An 18,664-nucleotide genomic window follows, 5' to 3' on the forward strand; every position below is an offset into this window, starting at 1 on the left:
GTGCTACTTGGAGTGCTGCTCGGACCGTGCGCGCTTGGGATAGCGGACGTTGGTGACCAGCCCCAGGACGTCCAGCAGCCGGATGAAGCCGCCGGCGATGTCGATCTGCCAGAAGGTGTGCCGGTTGTGGGCCAGCGCGGGCTGGGCGTGGTGGTTGTTGTGCCAGGAGCCGCCGACCGAGAAGGGCGCGAGCGTCGCGACGTTGCGGCTGTTGTCCCGGGTGCGGTGGGGCCTGCTGCCCAGCGTGTGCCCGATCGAGTTGACGCTCCAGGTCACGTGGTCGAGCAGGAAGATGCGGGCGAGGCCGCCCCAGAGCAGGCCGCCGGCCGCGCCGCGGAGGCTGCCGCCGGTGAGCGCCCAGCCCAGCAGGGCGGGCAGCGCGAGCCCGGCCAGGACCCAGACGAAGTAGTACTCGTTGATCTTCATCACGAGCCGGTTCTTCATCAGGTCCGGGACGTACTTGCTCCAGCTCTGCCGGCGGACGGTGAACAGCCAGCCGACGTGCCCGTGCCACAGGCCGCGCAGCCGCGGGTACTTGCGTCCGTCCTGCACCGGCCGGGGCGAGTGCGGGTCGCCGTCGCGGTCGGTGAACGCGTGGTGCTGGCGGTGGGTCGCCACCCAGAAGACCACGGGGCCCTGTGCCGCCATGCTGCCGGCGATGCCCCAGAAGGCGGTCACGCCCGGCTTGGCGGCGAAGGACAGGTGCGAGAAGAAGCGGTGGAAGCCGCCCTCGACGCCCAGGGAGGTCAGCAGGTACATCCCGATGAGCAGGCCGAGGTCGGTGCCGGTGAAGCCGTAGTGGTACGCGAAGACCACCGCTCCGGCGAAGCCCAGGGTGGGCACGCCGACCGTGAGGTAGGCGAGCCGGCGGGCCGAGGCGTCGGTGTCGGTCGCGGCCTGCTGCTGCGGGGCCGCGGCCGGGCGGGCCGTGCGCGGGGCGCCGGAGGCGGCGGCCCCGGGCGATTCAGGCGACATCGTCATGGTGGGCTCCCGTCACCGCACGGCCTGCGGCGTGTCGTCGGTGACCGGGGTCAGCTTCTTCAGCGTCCCCTGGAGGTAGGCCTTGCGGGTCGCGTCCCGGCGGACCTTGCCGCTGGTGGTCATGGGGATCGCGCCGACCGGCCCGAAGTGCACGGCGGCGGGCCGGACCCCGTGCTCGGCGGTCACCGCGGCGATGACCGCCTCCAGCACGGCCGCCCCCTCCGCGGCCAGCCGGCGGGCGGTGCCGCGGTACTCGGCGGCCACGACGAGCTGTTCGCCCTGCTCGCCGGGGACGGCGAAGGCGGCGCAGCCGCGGATCTGTTCGTGGGCCTGACGGACGGTGAGCTCGATGTCCTGCGGGTAGAGGTTGCGGCCGGCGATGACGACGAGGTCCTTGAGCCGGCCGGTGACGAACAGCTCCCCGTCGAGCAGGAATCCGAGGTCGCCGGTGCGCAGGTGGGTGCGCCCGTCGTCGCCGGCGGTGCGCGCGGTGAACGTGGCGGCGGTGAGCTCCGGCCGGCCGAGGTAGCCCTGGGCGACGTTGGGCCCGCTGACCCAGATCTCACCGACCCGGCCCGCCGGGAGCGGACGCAGGGTCTCCGGATCCACCACGGTGACGTCGTGGCCGTCAGCGACGGTGCCGCAGCTGACGATGTGCGCGACCTGCCCGGGCTCCCCGTCCGCTGCGCCGGAGCGGCGCACGGTGCCGTTCTCCAGGGCTTCCCGGTCGAGGCGTTCGGTCCGCAGCGGGGTGCCGGCGGGCTTTCCCGATACGTAGAGCGTCGCCTCGGCCAGGCCGTAGCAGGGAATGAGGGACGTCTCGTCGTAGCCGCGGGGTGCGAATCGCTCGCGGAACTTCTCCAGGGTCACCCGGGAGACGGGTTCGGAGCCGCAGAAGACCTGGCGCAGCGTGCTCAGATCGAGGGTTTCCAGCTCGTCGTCGGTGATGCCCGACGTGCACATGTCGAAAGCGAAGTTGGGCCCGACGGAAATGGTGACCTTGTGGTCGGTGATCGCCTTGAGCCAGCGGTAGGGCTGCTGCACGAAGTGCGCGGGTGACATCAGCACCAGCGGCCATCCGCCGTGCACCGCGAGCATGATGGTGCCCATGAGGCCCATGTCGTGGTACGGCGGAAGCCAGGTGCAGCCGACGCGGTCGGCCTCGTACCCCATGTTGTGTTCCAGGGAACGGCAGTTGCTCACCAGGTTTTCGTGGGTGAGCACGATTCCCTTGGGGTCTCCGGTGGAACCGGAGGTGTACTGGAGGAGTGCCGGATCGGAAACGGCGTCGGGTATCGCTTCGGCGGGCTCCGGTCCGAGGAAGTACGCGTCGTCGACGAAGAGCCATTCCGGGGCGCGCACGGTGGCGGGGAGTTCCGCCGCGAATTGTGCGACGCGGCCCTCCAGCCGCCGGTCGGCAATGATCACGTCCGGCGTGCTGTCCACGACGATGGAGGCGAAGCGGGCCACCGCGCGTTTCCCGGTGGGCGGGAAGGACGGCACGGCGGTGGCGCCGGCGCGGAATATCCCGAACAGGGCGGCGATGTAGTGCAGCCCGGGATCCAGGGCCAGCACCACGCGGCGCCCGGCGAGTTCACGGCCGAGCAGGTCGGCGGCAATACGGCCGGCGTGTGCGTGCACGTCGTGGTAGGTCCAGTCGACGGCCTCGTCGCTGGTACCGTCGGCAAGAAAGCGGAATGCCAAGCGCCGTGGTCCGGCAGCCCGTTCCTGGAGAATGCCGGGCAACCCCGGCAATGCGGGATGGGCCCGCCCCGCTATGTGGTCCACAACGCCCCCGTGAGTTCAGTTCTGTAGCGCGGGCCGCCGGCGCCCGGTGTTCCGTCACCGGGGCGCGGCCCGCGTCGTGGTGTGCTCCGTACCCTGCGGCTGTCGCCCTTGTCAGCCGGTACGGACGATGCGGAGCTGCTGTGCGGAGCCCAGGTGGGCGCCGTCCCTGCCCCAGGCGTCGATCTCCTCGTCGACCCAGCCCTCGGCGGTGGCCGAGCGGGTCCGTGCGCGCAGCAGGATCCACGGCGAGGACGCCTGCGCGAGGTTGCTTCCGGGCCGCACCGTGAGTTCCACGGTCGGCACCAACGCTAGTGTCGACAGTACCGCCGCGTAGGACGGAGCGAGTGAATCCATCAGGAACACGAATCGCACGGGATCCGGAGGGCGTTCGTCCTCCAGGATCCTGATCCACGCGATCAGTTCGGGCTCGGCGCCGCCCGCGTACGGCCGGCTGGGGCCGACCGGGCGGATCTCCAGGTAGGTGGAGATGGCGACGAACTCGGGCGGAATGACGAAGACCTCGCACTCCTCCGGGGCCGGGGCCTCGGGAGCGGCCGGGGCGAACGTCTGCCATTCGGCCGGCTGCGGATTTCCGAAGACGGCCGATCCCGCTACGTGAATACCCTTCTCGGTGACGGCGTCGGCACCGAGTGTAGTGAGGGTGCGCCCGGCACGGATCAGCGAGGTCTCCAGGCGGAAATCATCGCCGATCGGCCGCAGAAAACGCGCCGTTGCGCTCTGCAGCCGGAGGCCGGGTGACACCTTCTGTGCGGCGTCCTGCATGGCGGAAGCCATGAGCGCGAGCGTCAGGCCGCCGTGAAAGCCGCCGAAGCCGTGCAGATGACTTCCGGCGGCGATCCCGGGGCCGGTCGGCCCGTCCAGGAGCGCCACCGGGGAAAGCGGTGAAGCGGTGCTGGTCATGGCCCCTCCGAGGCGATGGCGCACGGGGCGGCATCGGTGCGGATGAGGGGCGGATTAGTGTGGTGGTGCTCGGTTCCTGGCAACACGCCATTCAACGTTCCGAGTTGGATCACATGGGTGACCGTAGAAGGGCCCTGCGTCACCAAGCAAGCGAAAAAAATTGTGACCCGCATCACCATGCATTTGAATCATGGGCGCGGCGTGACGTTCAACACTGACACTCGGTGCCGTAGTGGGTTGCGTGGTCCGGTCCACCCGGAGATAGTCTCGCCGCCGACACGTTCAGAAGTGGCTTGGGGGGGCCTGTATGCGCGGATTGACGCTGCGAACCGCCGGAGACGGCGCGGGAATTCTGGGGATCGGCGCGTACCGCCCGCACCGTGTGGTGGGCAATGAGGAAGTCGCCGCCCGCACCGGCCGTGCGGCCGAGTGGATTGAGCGCCGGACGGGCATCGTCGAGCGCCGATATGCCGCCGCGGACGAATCGGTGATCGATATGGCGGTGGAGGCCGCGCGGAAGGCCGCGGCCGACGCGGGTATCGCCCCGGGAAAGATCGGCGCGGTCGTCCTGGCCTCCATGTCGTATCTGAAGCAGAGCCCGGGCGGTGCCGCGGAGATCGCCGGCCGGCTCGGAATCCACGCCGCCGCTTTTGATCTCAACGCCGCCTGCGCGGGGTTCTGTTACGGGCTGGCCGTCGCCGCGGGCATGGTGCGCGACGGATCCGCCCGCTACGTCCTGGTGGTCGGCTCCGAGCGGATGACGGACATCGTCGCGCCGGACGACCCGTCGGCGGCGATCCTCTTCGCGGACGGGGCGGGCGCCGTGGTCGTCGGCCCGCGGGACGGCGAGGGCATCGGCCCCGTCGTCTGGGGCTCCGACGGCAGCCGCGCCGGGCTCATCGCGCACGACGCCCCGTGGAGTGCGTTCCGGGACGACCCGGCGCGGGCGTGGCCGGTCATGCGGATGGCGGGGCCCGAGGTGTTCCGCTGGGCCATCGAGGAGATGCCGGCCGTCGCCCGCGAGGCCCTGGACGCCGCCGGCGTCACGGCCGCCGACCTCGACGCCTTCGTCCCGCACCAGGCGAACCTGCGCATGATCGAGACGATCACCCAGCGGCTCGGCCTGCCGGAGCACGTGACCGTGGCCCGCGACGTGGTGCACAGCGGCAACACCTCGGCGGCCTCGGTGCCGCTCGCCGTGGCCCGCCTCAAGGAGCTGGGCGCCGTCGGCAGCGGCGGGCTCGCCCTCCTCGTCGGCTTCGGCGCGGGGCTCACCTGGGGCGCCCAGGTCGTCCGGCTGCCCTGACCGGCCGCACAGCAGGCCACCCCGCCCCTTCTTCGCCTCCTGTCCCCCTTCTTACGGGAACACCCTTGCGGATGCTTGGCCGAACGATGCATTCCGGCCAGCCGATCCGGTAATCGGCCTAGTGTCGAGAGCAGGCGCATCCCCGTACGAAGGCAGGAACCACCATGACCACCAGCCCGCCGTTCGCACACTTCGGCCCCGACGTGCTGCACGCCGCCCTGGGCGCGCTCCCGGCGCGCGCCGTCGAGGAGTTCACGGGTTCGTGGAACGACCTGCCGGCGGATGCCCACCTCGGCACCGACACGCCGTACCGCTTCCGCCGCTACGGCCTCTTCCGGATCCACCCGGACCGGCTGGAGCGCCTTCCGCACACCGCGTTCTTCCAGGACAAGTCGGTCAACAAGGTGCACGGCGGGGTGGAGCGGCTGTTCGCGCCGCTCGCCGGCGCGGTTGCCGGCGGCGAGGTGCTGCGGACGGTCGTGCACACCCTGCGCCGCCATCTCCCGGGCCCGCGGGCCGGCATGGACACCTGCGGCGTGCACCAGATACGCGTCACGGCCACGACCCGCGCCGAGGGCCACCCCGCGCCGGAGGGCATCCACCGGGACGGGCACTGCTACGTGGCCCAGGTGCTGATCCGGCGCGAGGACGTCCGGGGTGCGGAGTCGTGCCTGTACGACCTGCGCCGCCGCCCGGTGCACCGGGCCCTGCTCACGACCCCGCTGGAGACGATCGTCCTCGACGACCGCCGCCTGCTGCACGGCGTCTCACCGGTGCGGCCGGCGCCGGGAGCCGCGTCCGGCGTGCGGGACATGATGCTGGTCGACTTCTTCACGGCGGGGAAGCGGCCCTTGCCCGCCTGAGGCCCGGGGCCCCCGGCGCCGGAGGAAGCGGAAGCCCTACGCGGGCGGGCGCTGCGCGAGCCGCGGCAGGTGGAGGCCGAAGTGCAGGGCCCCCATCCGCACCGCGAACACGAGGGACGCCGCGACGGACGCGGCGGCGGTCGGGCCGGTGCCGAGGCGGTCCAGGATCAGGTACGCCACCGCGCCGAGCAGCGCCGCGGTGGCGTAGACCTCCTCCCGCAGCAGCAGCGGCGGGAACTCCCCGCACAGCACGTCGCGGATCACCTCTCCGGTCACGCCCGTGAGCACGGCGAGGATGACGGCGGCGAAGGGGGTGACGCCGGCGTCGATCGCGGCCCGCGCGCCGATCACGGTGACGACGGCGAGGCCGACGGCGTCGACGGTCATCAGCGAGCGGTGCGGCAGTTCGCGGTAGCGGAGGAAGACCATGGTCGCCACGGCCGTGGCCGCGATGACCGTGAGCAGGATCCAGTCGTGGGTCCAGTACAAGGGGTGGCGGCCGAGGATCAGGTCCCGCAAAGTGCCGCCGGAGATGGCGGCGGCGAAGGCGAGGACCAGCCCGCCGAAGGGGTCGAGCCGGGCGCGGTGCGCGGCCAGCACGCCGCTGGCCGCGAACGCGGCGATCCCGGTCAGGTAGAGCACGTGGAGCATCGCTCCAGCCAATCACCCGCGGCTCCCCCGCCGCCTCGGCCGATCGGCCGGAACCGCATCGGCCGAAGGGACGAGCCCCCGGCCGCTGCGGGCGGCGGTCACTCGGCGGTGCGGGCGACCACGTCCTCGATCCGGGGCGAGCGGTTGACGTGCAGGACCCCGAGCTCGCTGTAGCGGCCGGTGTCGTTGCTCCAGTCCAGGTTGCCGCGCATGCAGGCGCGGTTGGTGTCGAGGAAGAGCCGGGTGTTCTCGCGCTGTTCGGGAGTGAGGCCGAAGACGCCGCAGAGCCGGTCGGCCTCGGCCTCCAGTTGCAGGAAGCGGGCGGTGCGGCGGTGGATCATGCGCTGGACGTGGGCGATGGCCTCCGCGCGCGAGCACTGGTGCTCCATGCCGAGCAGCAGCACGGCGTTGTTGAGCTCTCCGTTGGCCAGGTCCTTCTCCAGGGAGTGCAGGTCGTTGGTGAGGGTGACGACCTCGGCCGTGATGGCGCGGGCCTCCAGGACGGCCATGCTCTGGTGGATCTCGGGGGGCGCCTCGAAGTGGCCGCAGCGCTCGGAGACGTCCACGACGACCTCGCTGCCGATGCCCAGGCGGCGCAGCTTCAGGTACGAGTCCATGCTGAGGACCGTGCCGCTGCGGCGGTTGACGGCCTCCGACACGTAGGTGAGGAAGTACTCCTCCCAGTGCCGTACGGACCGGGCGCGCCAGGCGGCGGACATGCCCAGCTGGGACTGCTCCCACAGCCCGGCCCAGACGCGGGCGAGCGGGAAGGAGGGGGTGACGTCCGCCGTGCCCGGCTCCTGGCGGGCGAGGGCCGCCATCTCGTGGCAGATCTCGTAGGTGGCGGCGGGGTCCTCCCCGAGCCCGCTGTCGAAGAGGTCGTCGAAAAAGAAGAAGAAGCTCTGCACGGCGAGCCCGAACGTCAGCTCACCGACGCTCACGCCGGGCAGGAAGCCGGCGGCGAGCCGCTCGATCCGCCAGGTCCGGTACCGCTCGACGTTGTGCGGGCTGCTCAGCAGACCGGCGGAGACCAGCCAGTGTTCGTTGCGCGCCCGCGCCACCTCCACGTAGGGGTTCAGCCGCTTGGGGAAAGGAATGTCCAGGGCGATGTCCTGTGGCATCGAGGCCAGCCTCCTTCAGGGCCGTGCTGAGCCGATCTCGATCCTTCCGCGGTGCCTGCCGGGGCCATTGCTCCACCTGCGCGTTCGCGGCCCGGCATGGCAGAGTGCTGCCCTTTTGGCACACCCATTAAAACGACAACCATATCTTCCATGGGTGCATTGGGGCCGCCCGGCGCACTCGCAGCCCACTGCATAGGACACGGGCCTTAGTCCACAAGCCGAGCGCCCCGCGAAGCCCTCGGCAGGGCTTAGCGGGGCGCAGTCGCGGCGGGGCGCCGGCACGGCGTCACCGCGTCACCGGTGGCCGGAAAGCGGCACCGGAAGGCGTCGGCGTTACTTCAGGGCGCTGCGCTTCTGCCACTGGTCCCAGCTCTCCTGCCAGACCTCCAGGCCGTTGCCGGGGTCGGTGACCTTGGTGCTGGTGGTGTTCTTGACCTCGACGGTGGAGCCGATGGGGAGGAAGTCGTAGGCGCGCTTGGCGTCCGAGGTGGTCATGCCGAAGCAGCCGTGGCTGTTGTTCTCCACGCCGATGGAGTTGTTCCACGGCGCGGAGTGCAGGAAGGTGCCGGAGGCGGTGAGGTGCGTGACCCACTTCGCGTCCAGCATCCACTCGTTGCCGTGGCCGATGGTGGCGGAGTCCATGACCTCGTCGGCGTTCTTGCTGCGGACGGTGTGGACGCCGCCGCGGGTGGGGTCGACCGCGGAGCCGGCGGAGCCCTTGATGGTGCCGACGGCCTTGCCGTCCTCGTACATGGTGAGGGTGTGCGAGGGCACGTCGATGACGGCCTTGTGGTCGGCGCCTATGGTGAAGCCGAAGTCGTAGTTGCGCGCGAACACGCCGCCCTCGCCGGTGTCGACGCCGGCCAGCAGGCCCTTGACGGAGACCTTGGTGCCGCTGGGCCAGTAGGTCTTGGGCCGCCAGTCGATGCGGTCCTGGCCGGACCAGTCCTTCACCCAGCCCCAGCCGCCCTCCACCTTCGGCTCGGAGGTGACGGTCAGGGACTTCTCGATCTCGGCGCGCTTGCTCTTGTCCACGGGGTGGTCGAAGAGGATCGAGACGGGCATGCCCGTGCCCACGGTCTGCCCGTTGGAGGGGGTGTTGGCGAGCTTGTTGACGCTGTCCGCCGCCTGCGTGGTGAAGGTCGCGCTCGCGGAGGCCTCCTTGCCCTTGCCGTCCTTGCCGCCCTTGGCCTTGGAGCGCACGGTGTAGGTCGTCTGCGGGCCGGCCTTGCCGTCGGAGGTCCAGGTGGCGCCGTCCTCGGCGAGCTTGCCGGGCACCTTGTCACCCTTGGTGTCCTTGACCTCGACCTCCGTCAGCCGCCCGCCCTCGGCGCGCACGGATATCGGGGAGCCGAATTTCACGTCCTTGCCGTCGCCGGGCGTGACGGTGATCTTCGGCTCGGCCCCCGCGTCGATACCGGCCCCGCCCGAACCTCCCGAACAGGCGCTGAGCACCAGCGAGCCCACAAGAGCGGCGGATGCCCACAGGGCGGAGCGACGACCCGTTCCGAGGTGCACGGTGAGACGACCTTTCTGGCTTTCTGCGCGTTATTCCTTCGCTCGTACAGATGATCCACACGCGTGTGCGGTTGCAGGAAGAAAAGAAACATTTGTGCATCAGAAGCCGGAAGGCCGGACTCCGCCCTGTGGGGGCGATCAGACTGACGGGTCGTCGCCGACGCTGACCGCCTTGTTCTCGCCGTCGACGAAGACCACGCGCGGCTTGAGGGCGCGGGCCTCGGCGTCCTCGACCGACGCGTAGGCGATGATGATCACGATGTCGCCGGGGGCGACGAGACGGGCGGCGGCGCCGTTGATGCAGACCACGCCGGAGCCGCGCTCGCCCTCGATGACGTAGGTCTCCAGGCGCGAGCCGTTGTTGACGTCGACGATGTGGACCTGCTCGCCGGGCAGCAGGTCGGCCTGCTCCATCAGCACGGGGTCGAGGGTCAGCGAGCCCACGTAATGGAGGTCGGCCCCGGTGACGGTCGCGCGGTGGATCTTGGACTTGAGCATGGTGCGGTACATGGAGACTCCTGATGTGTCGGCTCCCTGCCTGCTCGTGCAGGTCAAGGGCTCTCTCCGCACCTTACAACGGGCCCCTGACAGGGCCGCTCGCCCGGGCTGCCGGAGCGGGCGCGCGGGGCGCGGCGGACGGGCGGGGCCGCTTCGCCGCCCCGGTTTGGTGCGCCGCTCCACCTCCCGAATGAGTGAAGAAACAGGGTGGTTCACTATCCGCACCCGCCCGGGAAATGCCTCACCCATGGAGCCCTTCGCCCCTCCACCCGCCCCGCACGAACACGAACCCGTCGCCGTCGTGGGCACGGCCTGCCGGCTCCCCGGCGGCATCACCGGCCTCGGCGGCCTGTGGACGGCCCTCGCCGAGGAGAGAGACCTGATCACCGCGGGCCCGCCGGCCGGCCGGGTGGACGCGGCCCGCTTCCTGGACCCCGACGTGGAGCGCCCCGGCAAGGCGTACACGATGGCCGGCGGCTACCTCGGGGACGTCTCCGGCTTCGACCCCGAGTACTTCGGCATCTCGCCGCGCGAGGCCACGCACATGGACCCGCAGCAGCGGATGCTGCTGGAGATGACGGCCGAGGCGCTGGACGACGCGGCGATCGACGCGGCGGGCCTCGCCGGGTCGGACACGGCCGTCTTCGTCGGCATCAGCGACATGTCCTACGGCGGCTTGCAGATGGCCCGGCCCGAGGAGGTCACGGCGTACGCGATGAGCGGCTCCGCGCTGTCGATCGCGGCCAACCGGCTCAGTTACGTCTTCGACCTGCGCGGCCCCAGCATCGCCGTGGACACCGCCTGTTCCTCGTCGCTCACGGCCGTACACCAGGCGTGCGAGACGCTGCGGGCGGGCCGCGGCCGGGTCGCCCTCGCGGGCGGCGCGAACCTGCTCCTCAGCCCGTACCACTTCATCGGCTTCTCGCGCGCCCTGATGCTCTCGCCGCGCGGGCGCTGCGCTGCGTTCTCCGCCGGAGCCGACGGCTACGTACGGGCCGAGGGCGGCGGGATGGTGGTGCTGAAACGACTCTCCGACGCGCTGGCGGACGGGGACCGCGTGCACGCGGTCATCGCGGCCAGCGGCGCCAACTGCGACGGCAACACCTCGGGGATGACCGTGCCGAGCACGGAGATGCAGCAGCGGCTGCTGCACGAGGTGTACGAGCGGGCCGGGACCGGCCCCGACCAGGTGCTGTACTTCGAGGCGCACGGCACGGGCACGCCCGTGGGCGACCCGCTGGAGTGCCGGGCCGTCGGCGAGGCGCTGGGCCTGCGGCGGGCGAACGGGCCGCTGCCCATCGGGTCGGTGAAGACCAACCTGGGGCACGCGGAGCCCGCGTCGGGCATGGCGGGCCTGTTCAAGGGGATGCTGGTGCTGCGGCACGGCCGGATCCCGGCGTCGCTGCACGGCGAGCCCGCCAACCCGGAGATCGACTTCGCCGGGCTGAACCTCAGCCCGGTCGGCAGCATGCGCCCCGTGGCGGACTGCGGTGACGGCGGCGTGGTCGGGGTGAACAGCTTCGGCTTCGGCGGCGCGAACGCGCACGTGGTGCTGGGCGCGGCGCCGCCGCGGCAGCGCACGGTGCCGGCCGGGCCGCGGGGCCCCCTGCCGCTCGTGGTGTCCGCGCGCACCCGCAAGGCGCTGTCGGAGGCGGCCCGCGCCGTCGCGGAACGGCTGGACGGCGTCGGCGACCACGAGTTCTACGACGTGTGCTGGACGGCCTCCCGCAGGCGGACGCGGCACCCGCACCGCGCGGCCGTCCTGGCCGCGGGGCCCGGGGACGCGGCGGCGCAGCTCGCGGCCCTCGCGGCGGACGAGAACGCGCTGGCGGCCGCCTCCGCGCACGTCGAACGGCCCGCGCAGGGCGGCGTGGTGTTCGCCTTCTGCGGCAACGGCACGCAGTGGGCGGGCATGGGCGCGGCCCTGATGGCACAAGAGCCGGCGTTCCGCACGGCGGTCGGGGAGGCGGACCGGCACCTGGAGCCGCTGCTGGGCTGGTCGGTGGCGGAGCTGCTGGCGGCGGGGGCGGGGGCGGACGCGGGTTTGGAGGACACGCCCGGCGAGCGGGGGATGGCCGGCGCCGAGCGGATGGGCGATACCGCGTTCGCGCAGCCCGCGCTGTTCGCCTTCCAACTCGGGCTCGTCGCGCTTCTGGAGGAGTACGGGGCCGTTCCGGCCGCCGTGCTGGGGCACAGTGTCGGCGAGGTCGCGGCGGCGTACGTCTGCGGGGCGCTGGACCTGCCGGCCGCGGCGCGCGTGGTCGCCGAGCGCAGCCGGGCGCAGGCCGCGACGGCCGGTACGGGGCGGATGGCCGCGGTCGGGCTGGGCGAGCAGGAGGCGGCGGAGGCGATCGCGGGGTACGGCGGGCGGCTGGAGGTCGCCGCGGTGAACAGCGCCCGGGACGTGACGGTGTCCGGGGAGCCGGGAGCGCTGCGGGAGCTGGGCCGGGAACTGGCCGTCCGGGACGTGCCGTTCCGCGAGCTCGCCGTGGACCACGGCTTCCACAGCGCCGCGATGGACCCGGTCGAGGAGCCGCTGCGGGCGGGCCTGGCCGGCCTCGTCTCCCGCGAGCCGCGGCTGCCGATGTACTCCACGGTGACGGGCGGGCTCGTCACCGCCGGGCAGCTGGACGCCGCGTACTGGTGGCACAACGCCCGCCGTCCGGTGCGGTTCGCGGACGCGGTGGGGCGGGCGGCCGGGGCGGGGCTCGCGGCGGTGGTGGAGATCGCCCCGCACCCGGGCCTGGCCGGTGCACTGAACCGCATCGCCTCCGACGCCCGGAGCGGCTCGTTCCCCGTCGTCTCCCCCGTGACCCGGGAGCTGTGCGACGGCGCGGCCGTACGCCGGGCCGCCCTGCGGCTGCTGGCCGCGGGAAGCGTGAACGGCGTGCACGGCAACGGCGGGGGCGGCGTGGACCGCTGGTTCCCGCGGCCCGGCGCGGTCACGGGCCTGCCGTCCTATCCGTGGCAGCGCGAGCCGTACTGGCACGGCACTCCGGAGCACTGGGTGCGGACCAGCGGCGACGGCGTGCTGGTGCACCCGCTGCTCGGCGAGCGCGCCCCCGTCCTGGAGCCGACGTGGCACACGCCCGTCGAGCGCACCCGTACGCCGTGGCTGGCCGACCACCGCGTCGCCGGGGCCGTGGTGATGCCCGCGACGGGGTTCGTCGAACTGGCCCTGGCCGCCGGGCGGGAGGCGTTCGGCGGCCCGGCCGAGCTCGACGACCTGGAGATCACCCGTGCGCTGCCGCTGACCTGGGACGCGGCGATGGACGTGCGCTTGCAGACGTCGCTGTCGGACGAGGACGGCATCGTGCGCGTCGCCAGCCGCACCGGCGACTCGGGCGGCTGGCGGCTGCACGCCCGCGGCCGGATCCGGCGCCTGGCGGCCGAACGGCCCGCGCCGGCCGACCCGGCGGAGGTGCGCGGGCGGTTGCCCGGCCGCGTCACCGGCGAGGAGCACTACGCCGCGGTCGCCGCGGCGGGCCTGGCCTACGGCCCGGCGTTCCGGGTGCTGCGCGAGCTGCGCACCGGCCCCGGCGAGGTCCTCGCCGCGTACCACTGCGACCCGCCGGACGACGGCTACGGCGGGTACGTGGTCCATCCCGCGCTGCTCGACGGGGCCCTCCAGGCCGGGGCGCCGCTGCTGGCGGACGCGGAGACCGGCTTCCTGCCGTCGGCCGTCGACGGGGTCCGCATGTGGGCGCCGCCGCCCGCGGACGGGCTGGTGCACGTGCGGCAGCGCTCGCGCAGCTCGCGCGAGGCCGTGTGGGACATCACGGTCGTGGGCGAGGACGGCGCGGTGGCGCTGGAGCTGACGGGCTGCCGCCTCCAGCGGCTGGTCCTGCCGGCCGGGGACCGCGGCGAGGAGTACGTCCCGGTGCTGCGCGCCGCGCCGCTGCCCGGCCAGCCGGTGCCGGCGTGGGTACCGCCGTCGCCGGCCGAGGTGGCCGCGGCGGCGGAGGGGGAGCTGGAGCGGCTGCGGAGGCTGCCGTCGATCCAGCGGTACGGGACGGCCGACACGCTTCTGCGGCGGCTCACCGGGGCCGGTGCGGCCCGGGCCTTCGCGCAGCTGCTCCCGGGACAGGACGCCTTCACGTTCGGCGACCTCCTGGACGCCGGGGTGCTGCCGCGGCACGAGGGGCTGGTGAGGCTGCTGGCGCGCACGGCGGAGAAGGAGGGGTTGCTGGAGCCCGCCGGGGAGGGCTGGCGGCGGCTGGGGACCGGGGAGCCGCCGGAGGCGCGCGAGGTGTCCGGGCTCGCCGACTACCTCCCCGCGCACGCCCTCAGCCTGCGTTTCGCCACACGGTTGCCGGAGCTGCTCCGCGGGCGGTGCGACCCCCTGGAGCTGCTGTTCCAGGACAGCGGCCCGGAGCTGGTCCAGCAGTACTACGACATCAACCCGCCGGTCGCGGTCCACAACGACATGGCCGCCGCGCTGCTGGCCGCACTGATCCGCGCCTGGCCCGCGGACCGGCCGTTGCGCGTCCTGGAGGTGGGCGCCGGCACCGGCGGGCTGACCGTGCGCCTCTTGCCGCTGCTGGACGACCGCGCCCAGTACGTCTTCAGCGACGTCTCCGGCGCCTTCTTCCCGACGGCTCAGGCCCGGCTCGGCGAGAACCCCTGCCTGACGTACCGCGTCTACGACCTGGACACCGACCCGGAGGAACAGGGCTTCGACGCGGGCTCCTTCGACGTCGTCGTCGCCGGGTTCGCCCTGCACACGGCCACCGACCTGCGGGCGGCCCTGCGGCGGCTCGCGCGGCTGACCGCCCCGGGCGGCCATCTGCTGGCGCTGGAGCTGCACGATCCGGAGGTCGTGGCGCTGCTGTTCGCCACGCTGGAGGACTTCTGGGAGGTCCGCGATCCGGAGCTGCGGCCCGAAAGCATCCTGCTGCCGCGCGAGCAGTGGCCGGACGTGCTGGCCGGGAGCGGATTCCGGGACGCGGTGCACCTGGGAGTCGCGGACGCGCCCCTGAACGAGCACTTGTCGCTGCTCCTCGCCCGTACCCCGGCGGAGGCCCGTACCCCGGCGGAGAGAGGTGCCCCGCCGGCCGTCCCCGCCGGGCCGCCCGCCCGCGACTCCTGGCTCCTCGTCACCGAGGACGCCTCCGAGAGCGCCCTGGGCACGCTGGTGGCCGCGGAGCTGACCGCCGCGGGCCGCACGGCGGCGCGCGTGGTGCCGCTGCCGGAGGGCGCGGAGGGGTGGCAGGACGTCCTGCGGGAGGCGCCGTCCGCGGCAGTGGTGCTCATGCTGGGCACGGCGGCGGACCGGGCCGCCGAAGGCGACCCCGCCGCCTGCACGGAGACGGCCGTGCGCCGGGCGGCCGCGCTGCGTTCCCTCACCCTCGCCGATCAGGCGCTGCAAGGCACGGCGCGGCGCCACCTCGTCCTGGTGACCCACCCCTGCGGGGCCCTGCCCGCCCCGGAACGGCCGGCCTTCCCCGGCCAGGCGGCGGTCTGGGGCGCGACCCGTACCCTGGCCAACGAATCGGGCATGACCGTACGGCGCGTCTCTCTCGACCGCGGGCCGGGCCCGGCCGAGGACGCGGTGCGGCTGGCCCGCGAGCTCCTCGCCGCCGCGCCCGAGGCCGAGCAGGACGAGGACGAGGTCGCGCTGACCCGGGGCGGCCGGTTCGTCCACCGCTTCGAGCGCGCCGCGCCGGTCCCGGAGCCGGCCGGTCCGGACAGCGGGGTCGCCTACCGGCTGCACGTCCAGGACCAGGGCCTGGCCTACGGGCTGCGGTGGACCGAGACGACCGCCGGGGAGCCGGGGCCGGACGAGGTGGTGATCGCGGTACGCGCCGCGGCGCTCAACTACCGCGACGTGATGGTCGCTACGGGGCTCCTGCCGCCGATGGCCGAGGACGGCGTCTCCTCGGAGGACTATCTGGGCCTGGAGGGGGCCGGGGTCGTCACCGCCGCCGGGGAGGACGTCACGGAACTCGCCGTGGGTGACCGGGCGTTCGGCCTGTTCCCGGGCGCCTTCGCCTCCCACGTGCGGATCCCGGCCGCCGCCCTGCGCCCGGTTCCCGGCGGCATGACCTTCGCGGAGGCCGCGACCCTGCCGGCGGTGTTCTTCACCGTCCAGCACGGTCTCAAGCACCTCGCGCGCCTCCGGCCGGGCGAGACGCTCCTCGTCCACGGCGCCGCGGGCGGAGTCGGCCTGGCCGCCGCGCAGTACGCCTCGCTCGTCGGCGCCCGGGTCATCGCGACGGCCGGCAGCCCCGCCAAGCGGGAGGTGGCACGCGCCCTCGGCGCGGAACTGGTGCTGGACTCGCGCACCCACGCCTTCGCCGACCTGGTCCGTGCCCACACGGGCGGCCGGGGCGTCGACGTCGTGCTGAACTCGCTCAGCGGCGAGGCGGCGGCCCGCACCCGTGAACTCCTCGCCCCCTGCGGGCGGTTCATCGAGCTCGGCAAGCGGGACGTCCTCGGCAACCAGCGCATGCTCCAGCGGGCCCTGGCCGGGAACTCCACGCACTGCGTCGTGGACGCCGCCGGCCTGGTCTGGCAGGCGCCCGGCCACGCGGCCGTCGTGTTCGACGAGGTCCTCGCGCACGTCCGGGCGGGCGACTACCTTCCGCTGCCCCACCTGGCCTACCCCGCCCACCGCGTCGAGGAGGCGTTCCGCCTCCTCCAGCACTCCAAGCACATGGGCAAGATCGTGATCACGTTCGACGAACCGGTCCCCGTCCACCGCGCGCCCCGCTCCCCGCGGCCCGCCGCCGACGGGACGTGGCTCGTCACCGGAGGCCTGGGCGGCTTCGGCGCGGAGACCGCCCGCCGGCTGGCCGCGCGCGGCACCCGCCGGCTGGACCTCGTCAGCAGGCGCGGCGAGGACGCTCCCGAGGCCGGCGAACTACTCGCCGGGCTGCGTGCGCAGGGCATCGACGTACGGGCGCACGCCGCTGACATCAGCGACGCGGAGGCGGTGCGCGGGCTGGTGGCGGGCCTCGAAGCGGACGGCCGTCCCGTCCGGGGCGTCGTGCACGCCGCCATGCACCTGGAGGACGACCCGCTGACGGAGCTCACCGACGAACGGCTCCGTGCCGTCCTCGCCCCGAAGTGGACCGGCGCCCTCCTGCTGGACGAGCTGTGCCCGCGAGCGGACTTCGTCGTCTACTCCTCGATCAGCGCCGCGGTGGGGATGACGCACCAGGCCGCCTACGCGGCGGCCAACCTCGCGATGGAGGCGCTCGTACGGGCGCGGCGGGCCGCGGGCCGCCCCGGCCTGGCCGTGGCCTGGGGCGCCATCGACCGCGTCGGCTACGTCGCCCGCAACGACCTGGCGGCCGTCCTGAGCGCCGTCGGCGCCCTCCCCGTCGAACCGGACGACGCCCTGACCGCGATGGACGGCATGCTCGGCAGGGGAACGGAGCGGGCCGCGTTCGCCCGCCTCGACTGGGGCCGGACCACGGGGCTCTTCCCGTCCGTGAACCGCCCCCGCTTCGCCGGCCTGGTGCCCGCCGTGGTCGAGGGCACCACCTGGCGCCTGGAAGAGCTCCTCGGCCGGCTCGCCGGCGCCGCCCCCGCCGAGGCCTTCACCCTCGTCGAGGACCTCATCACGTCCATGGTCGCCGACACCCTCCGCATGCCCGCGGAGGAGGTGTACCGGCACCGGCCGCTCCAGCAGTACGGCATGGACTCGCTCATGGGCATGGAGATGCTCGCCAAGTTCCGCACACACCTCGACCAGGAGGTGCCGGTCATGGAGCTCCTGCACTCCGACGGCTCCGTCCACGGCATCACCGAGACCGTCCTGCCCCACCTCATGAAACAGGCCCGGGCCGGCACGGTGCCCGCCGGGCTCCCCGCCCTGCCCGGCGTGCTCCCGGCCGCGCCCGGCGGCCCGGAGAAGGGCGAGGCGGGCAAGGCGTGACCGTCGTCATCACCGGCGCCACGGGCTTCCTCGGCTCCCGGCTGCTGCGGGCCCTGCTCGCCGGCGGCCGGCCCGTGGCGGCCCTCGGCCGCGACGGCGCCGGGCAGCCCCTGGCCGCCCGGCTGGAGGCCGCGCTGCGCGCGTGCGGTGCCGGTGAAGGCGAACTCGCCCGGGCACGCGACCTGCTGACCGCCGTGCCCGCCGACCTGACCCGGCCCGGGCTGGGCCTGAAGCCCGCGGACCACGACCGGCTCGCCGAGGAGGCCGAAGCCGTCTGGCACTGCGCCGCCGCCCTGTCGCTGATCGGCACCGAGGACACCCTCGCCCCCGTCAACGTCGGCGGCACCCGCCACGTCGCCGGACTCGCCGGCCGCTCCCCCGGCCACGTTCCCCTGCTGTACTTCAGCACCGCCTATGTGGCCGCCGAACCGGCGAGCGACCAGGCGGAGGAGCTGCCCATGTCCTCCGCCCTGCATGCCGTCACCGGCTACGAACGGACCAAGCTGCGGGCCGAAGCCGTCGTGCGGGACTGGGCCGCGGACCGGCGGCGCCCGGCCGTGATCCTGCGCCCCAGCCTCCTGGCCACCGACCGGCCGCTGCCCGCGGGCGCCGCGCAGCAGCCCCTGTCCGCGCTCGGCACCGTCCTGGCCGAGCTGATCGGCCGGATCCCCCCGCTGCTGCGGCGGAGCATCCTGCACAAGCGGCCCGGCCTGCCCCGCCTGCGCCTGCGCCTCCAGGGCGACCCCGCAGCCCACATGAACATCGTCCCCGTCGAGTACGCCGTCGGCGCCGCGCTGCGCCTGGCCGCCCTGGAGCACCCGCCGGGCGCCGCCACGTACCACCTGGTGCATCCGGTGGAGACGCCCGCGCCGCTGCTGATCGAGGCCGTGGGCGGGCTCGTCCCCGGCGTCGAGCTGGTGCTGCAAGCCGCGGTCGACCGCCCCAACCTCATCGAGCAGCAGATCAACCCGATGCTGGCGAACTTCCTCCAGCGGGACTGGCGCAGCCGCTCCGACGGCCACACGCCGCTGCACGAGGTCCTGCCCGGCCTGGCCGGGCCCGCCCCCGTCGATCTCGCCTACCTGAGGGCCGCCATGAACTTCCTTGTTTCCGAGCTCGGTTGACAGTCGAGAAG

Annotated in this window: 11 protein-coding genes; 4 read left to right on the forward strand and 7 right to left on the reverse strand. The window is 73.6% G+C overall.

The features are described from left to right. Window positions 1–3: 3 nt before the first annotated feature. From D7231_RS29060 to D7231_RS29070, 3 genes are all read right to left on the reverse strand, one after another. Complete coding sequence (locus D7231_RS29060; protein WP_241999975.1) at window positions 4–981, reverse strand: acyl-CoA desaturase; 978 nt, start codon at window positions 979–981, stop codon at window positions 4–6. Between the two features lie 12 nt (window positions 982–993). Beyond that, entirely contained in the window at window positions 994–2,685 is a 1,692-nt protein-coding gene (locus D7231_RS29065) for a fatty acyl-AMP ligase (protein WP_241999976.1), read from the reverse strand. Window positions 2,686–2,880: 195 nt separating this feature from the next. Next, the gene (locus tag D7231_RS29070) at window positions 2,881–3,690 is read right to left on the reverse strand and encodes a thioesterase family protein (RefSeq protein ID WP_241999977.1); all 810 of its coding nucleotides are present in this window, start codon (window positions 3,688–3,690) and stop codon (window positions 2,881–2,883) included. 307 nt (window positions 3,691–3,997) lie between these two features. On the opposite strand from D7231_RS29070, the gene D7231_RS29075 reads away from it, so the two are divergent. Together D7231_RS29075 and D7231_RS29080 are read left to right on the forward strand one after the other, a co-directional pair. Continuing rightward, entirely contained in the window at window positions 3,998–4,996 is a 999-nt protein-coding gene (locus D7231_RS29075) for a beta-ketoacyl-ACP synthase III (protein WP_120758590.1), read from the forward strand. Between the two features lie 164 nt (window positions 4,997–5,160). Continuing rightward, window positions 5,161–5,859, forward strand: coding sequence for a 2OG-Fe dioxygenase family protein (locus D7231_RS29080; protein ID WP_120758591.1), 699 nt, complete (start codon window positions 5,161–5,163; stop codon window positions 5,857–5,859). Between the two features lie 36 nt (window positions 5,860–5,895). On the opposite strand, the gene D7231_RS29085 is transcribed toward D7231_RS29080, so the two are convergent. From D7231_RS29085 to panD, 4 genes are all read right to left on the reverse strand, one after another. Continuing rightward, window positions 5,896–6,522: a trimeric intracellular cation channel family protein gene (locus D7231_RS29085; RefSeq protein ID WP_338419888.1), complete on the reverse strand. Its 627-nt coding sequence runs from the start codon at window positions 6,520–6,522 to the stop codon at window positions 5,896–5,898. A gap of 86 nt (window positions 6,523–6,608) precedes the next feature. Then, window positions 6,609–7,631: a terpene synthase family protein gene (locus tag D7231_RS29090; protein WP_120758593.1), complete on the reverse strand. Its 1,023-nt coding sequence runs from the start codon at window positions 7,629–7,631 to the stop codon at window positions 6,609–6,611. Window positions 7,632–7,964: 333 nt separating this feature from the next. Continuing rightward, on the reverse strand, window positions 7,965–9,149 hold the full coding sequence (locus tag D7231_RS29095; protein WP_120758594.1) for a L,D-transpeptidase: 1,185 nt from the start codon (window positions 9,147–9,149) through the stop codon (window positions 7,965–7,967). A gap of 138 nt (window positions 9,150–9,287) precedes the next feature. Further along, a complete protein-coding gene (gene panD, locus D7231_RS29100; protein WP_120758595.1) occupies window positions 9,288–9,659 on the reverse strand; it encodes an aspartate 1-decarboxylase in 372 nt (123 codons plus the stop codon). Window positions 9,660–9,894: 235 nt separating this feature from the next. Here panD and D7231_RS29105 point away from each other — a divergent pair, with 235 nt between their 5' ends. Further along, window positions 9,895–17,529, forward strand: a complete 7,635-nt coding sequence (locus tag D7231_RS29105) for a type I polyketide synthase (protein WP_120758596.1) — start codon at window positions 9,895–9,897, stop codon at window positions 17,527–17,529. After that, window positions 17,526–18,653: an SDR family oxidoreductase gene (locus tag D7231_RS29110; protein ID WP_120758597.1), complete on the forward strand. Its 1,128-nt coding sequence runs from the start codon at window positions 17,526–17,528 to the stop codon at window positions 18,651–18,653. The genes D7231_RS29105 and D7231_RS29110 overlap by 4 nt, the downstream gene beginning before the upstream one ends. Window positions 18,654–18,664: the final 11 nt, after the last annotated feature.

The organism is Streptomyces klenkii (genome assembly GCF_003626645.1).
Taxonomy (GTDB): Bacteria; Actinomycetota; Actinomycetes; order Streptomycetales; family Streptomycetaceae; genus Streptomyces; species Streptomyces klenkii.

Bases quoted from the DNA above. Each gene is read 5' to 3' on its own strand.
- D7231_RS29060 (WP_241999975.1), bottom strand. From the start codon at position 981: ATGACGATGTCGCCTGAATCGCCCGGGGCCGCCGCCTCCGGCGCCCCG.
- D7231_RS29070 (WP_241999977.1), bottom strand. From the start codon at position 3,690: ATGACCAGCACCGCTTCACCGCTTTCCCCGGTGGCGCTCCTGGACGGG.
- D7231_RS29075 (WP_120758590.1), top strand. From the start codon at position 3,998: ATGCGCGGATTGACGCTGCGAACCGCCGGAGACGGCGCGGGAATTCTG.
- D7231_RS29080 (WP_120758591.1), top strand. From the start codon at position 5,161: ATGACCACCAGCCCGCCGTTCGCACACTTCGGCCCCGACGTGCTGCAC.
- D7231_RS29090 (WP_120758593.1), bottom strand. From the start codon at position 7,631: ATGCCACAGGACATCGCCCTGGACATTCCTTTCCCCAAGCGGCTGAAC.
- panD (WP_120758595.1), bottom strand. From the start codon at position 9,659: ATGTACCGCACCATGCTCAAGTCCAAGATCCACCGCGCGACCGTCACC.
- D7231_RS29105 (WP_120758596.1), top strand. From the start codon at position 9,895: ATGGAGCCCTTCGCCCCTCCACCCGCCCCGCACGAACACGAACCCGTC.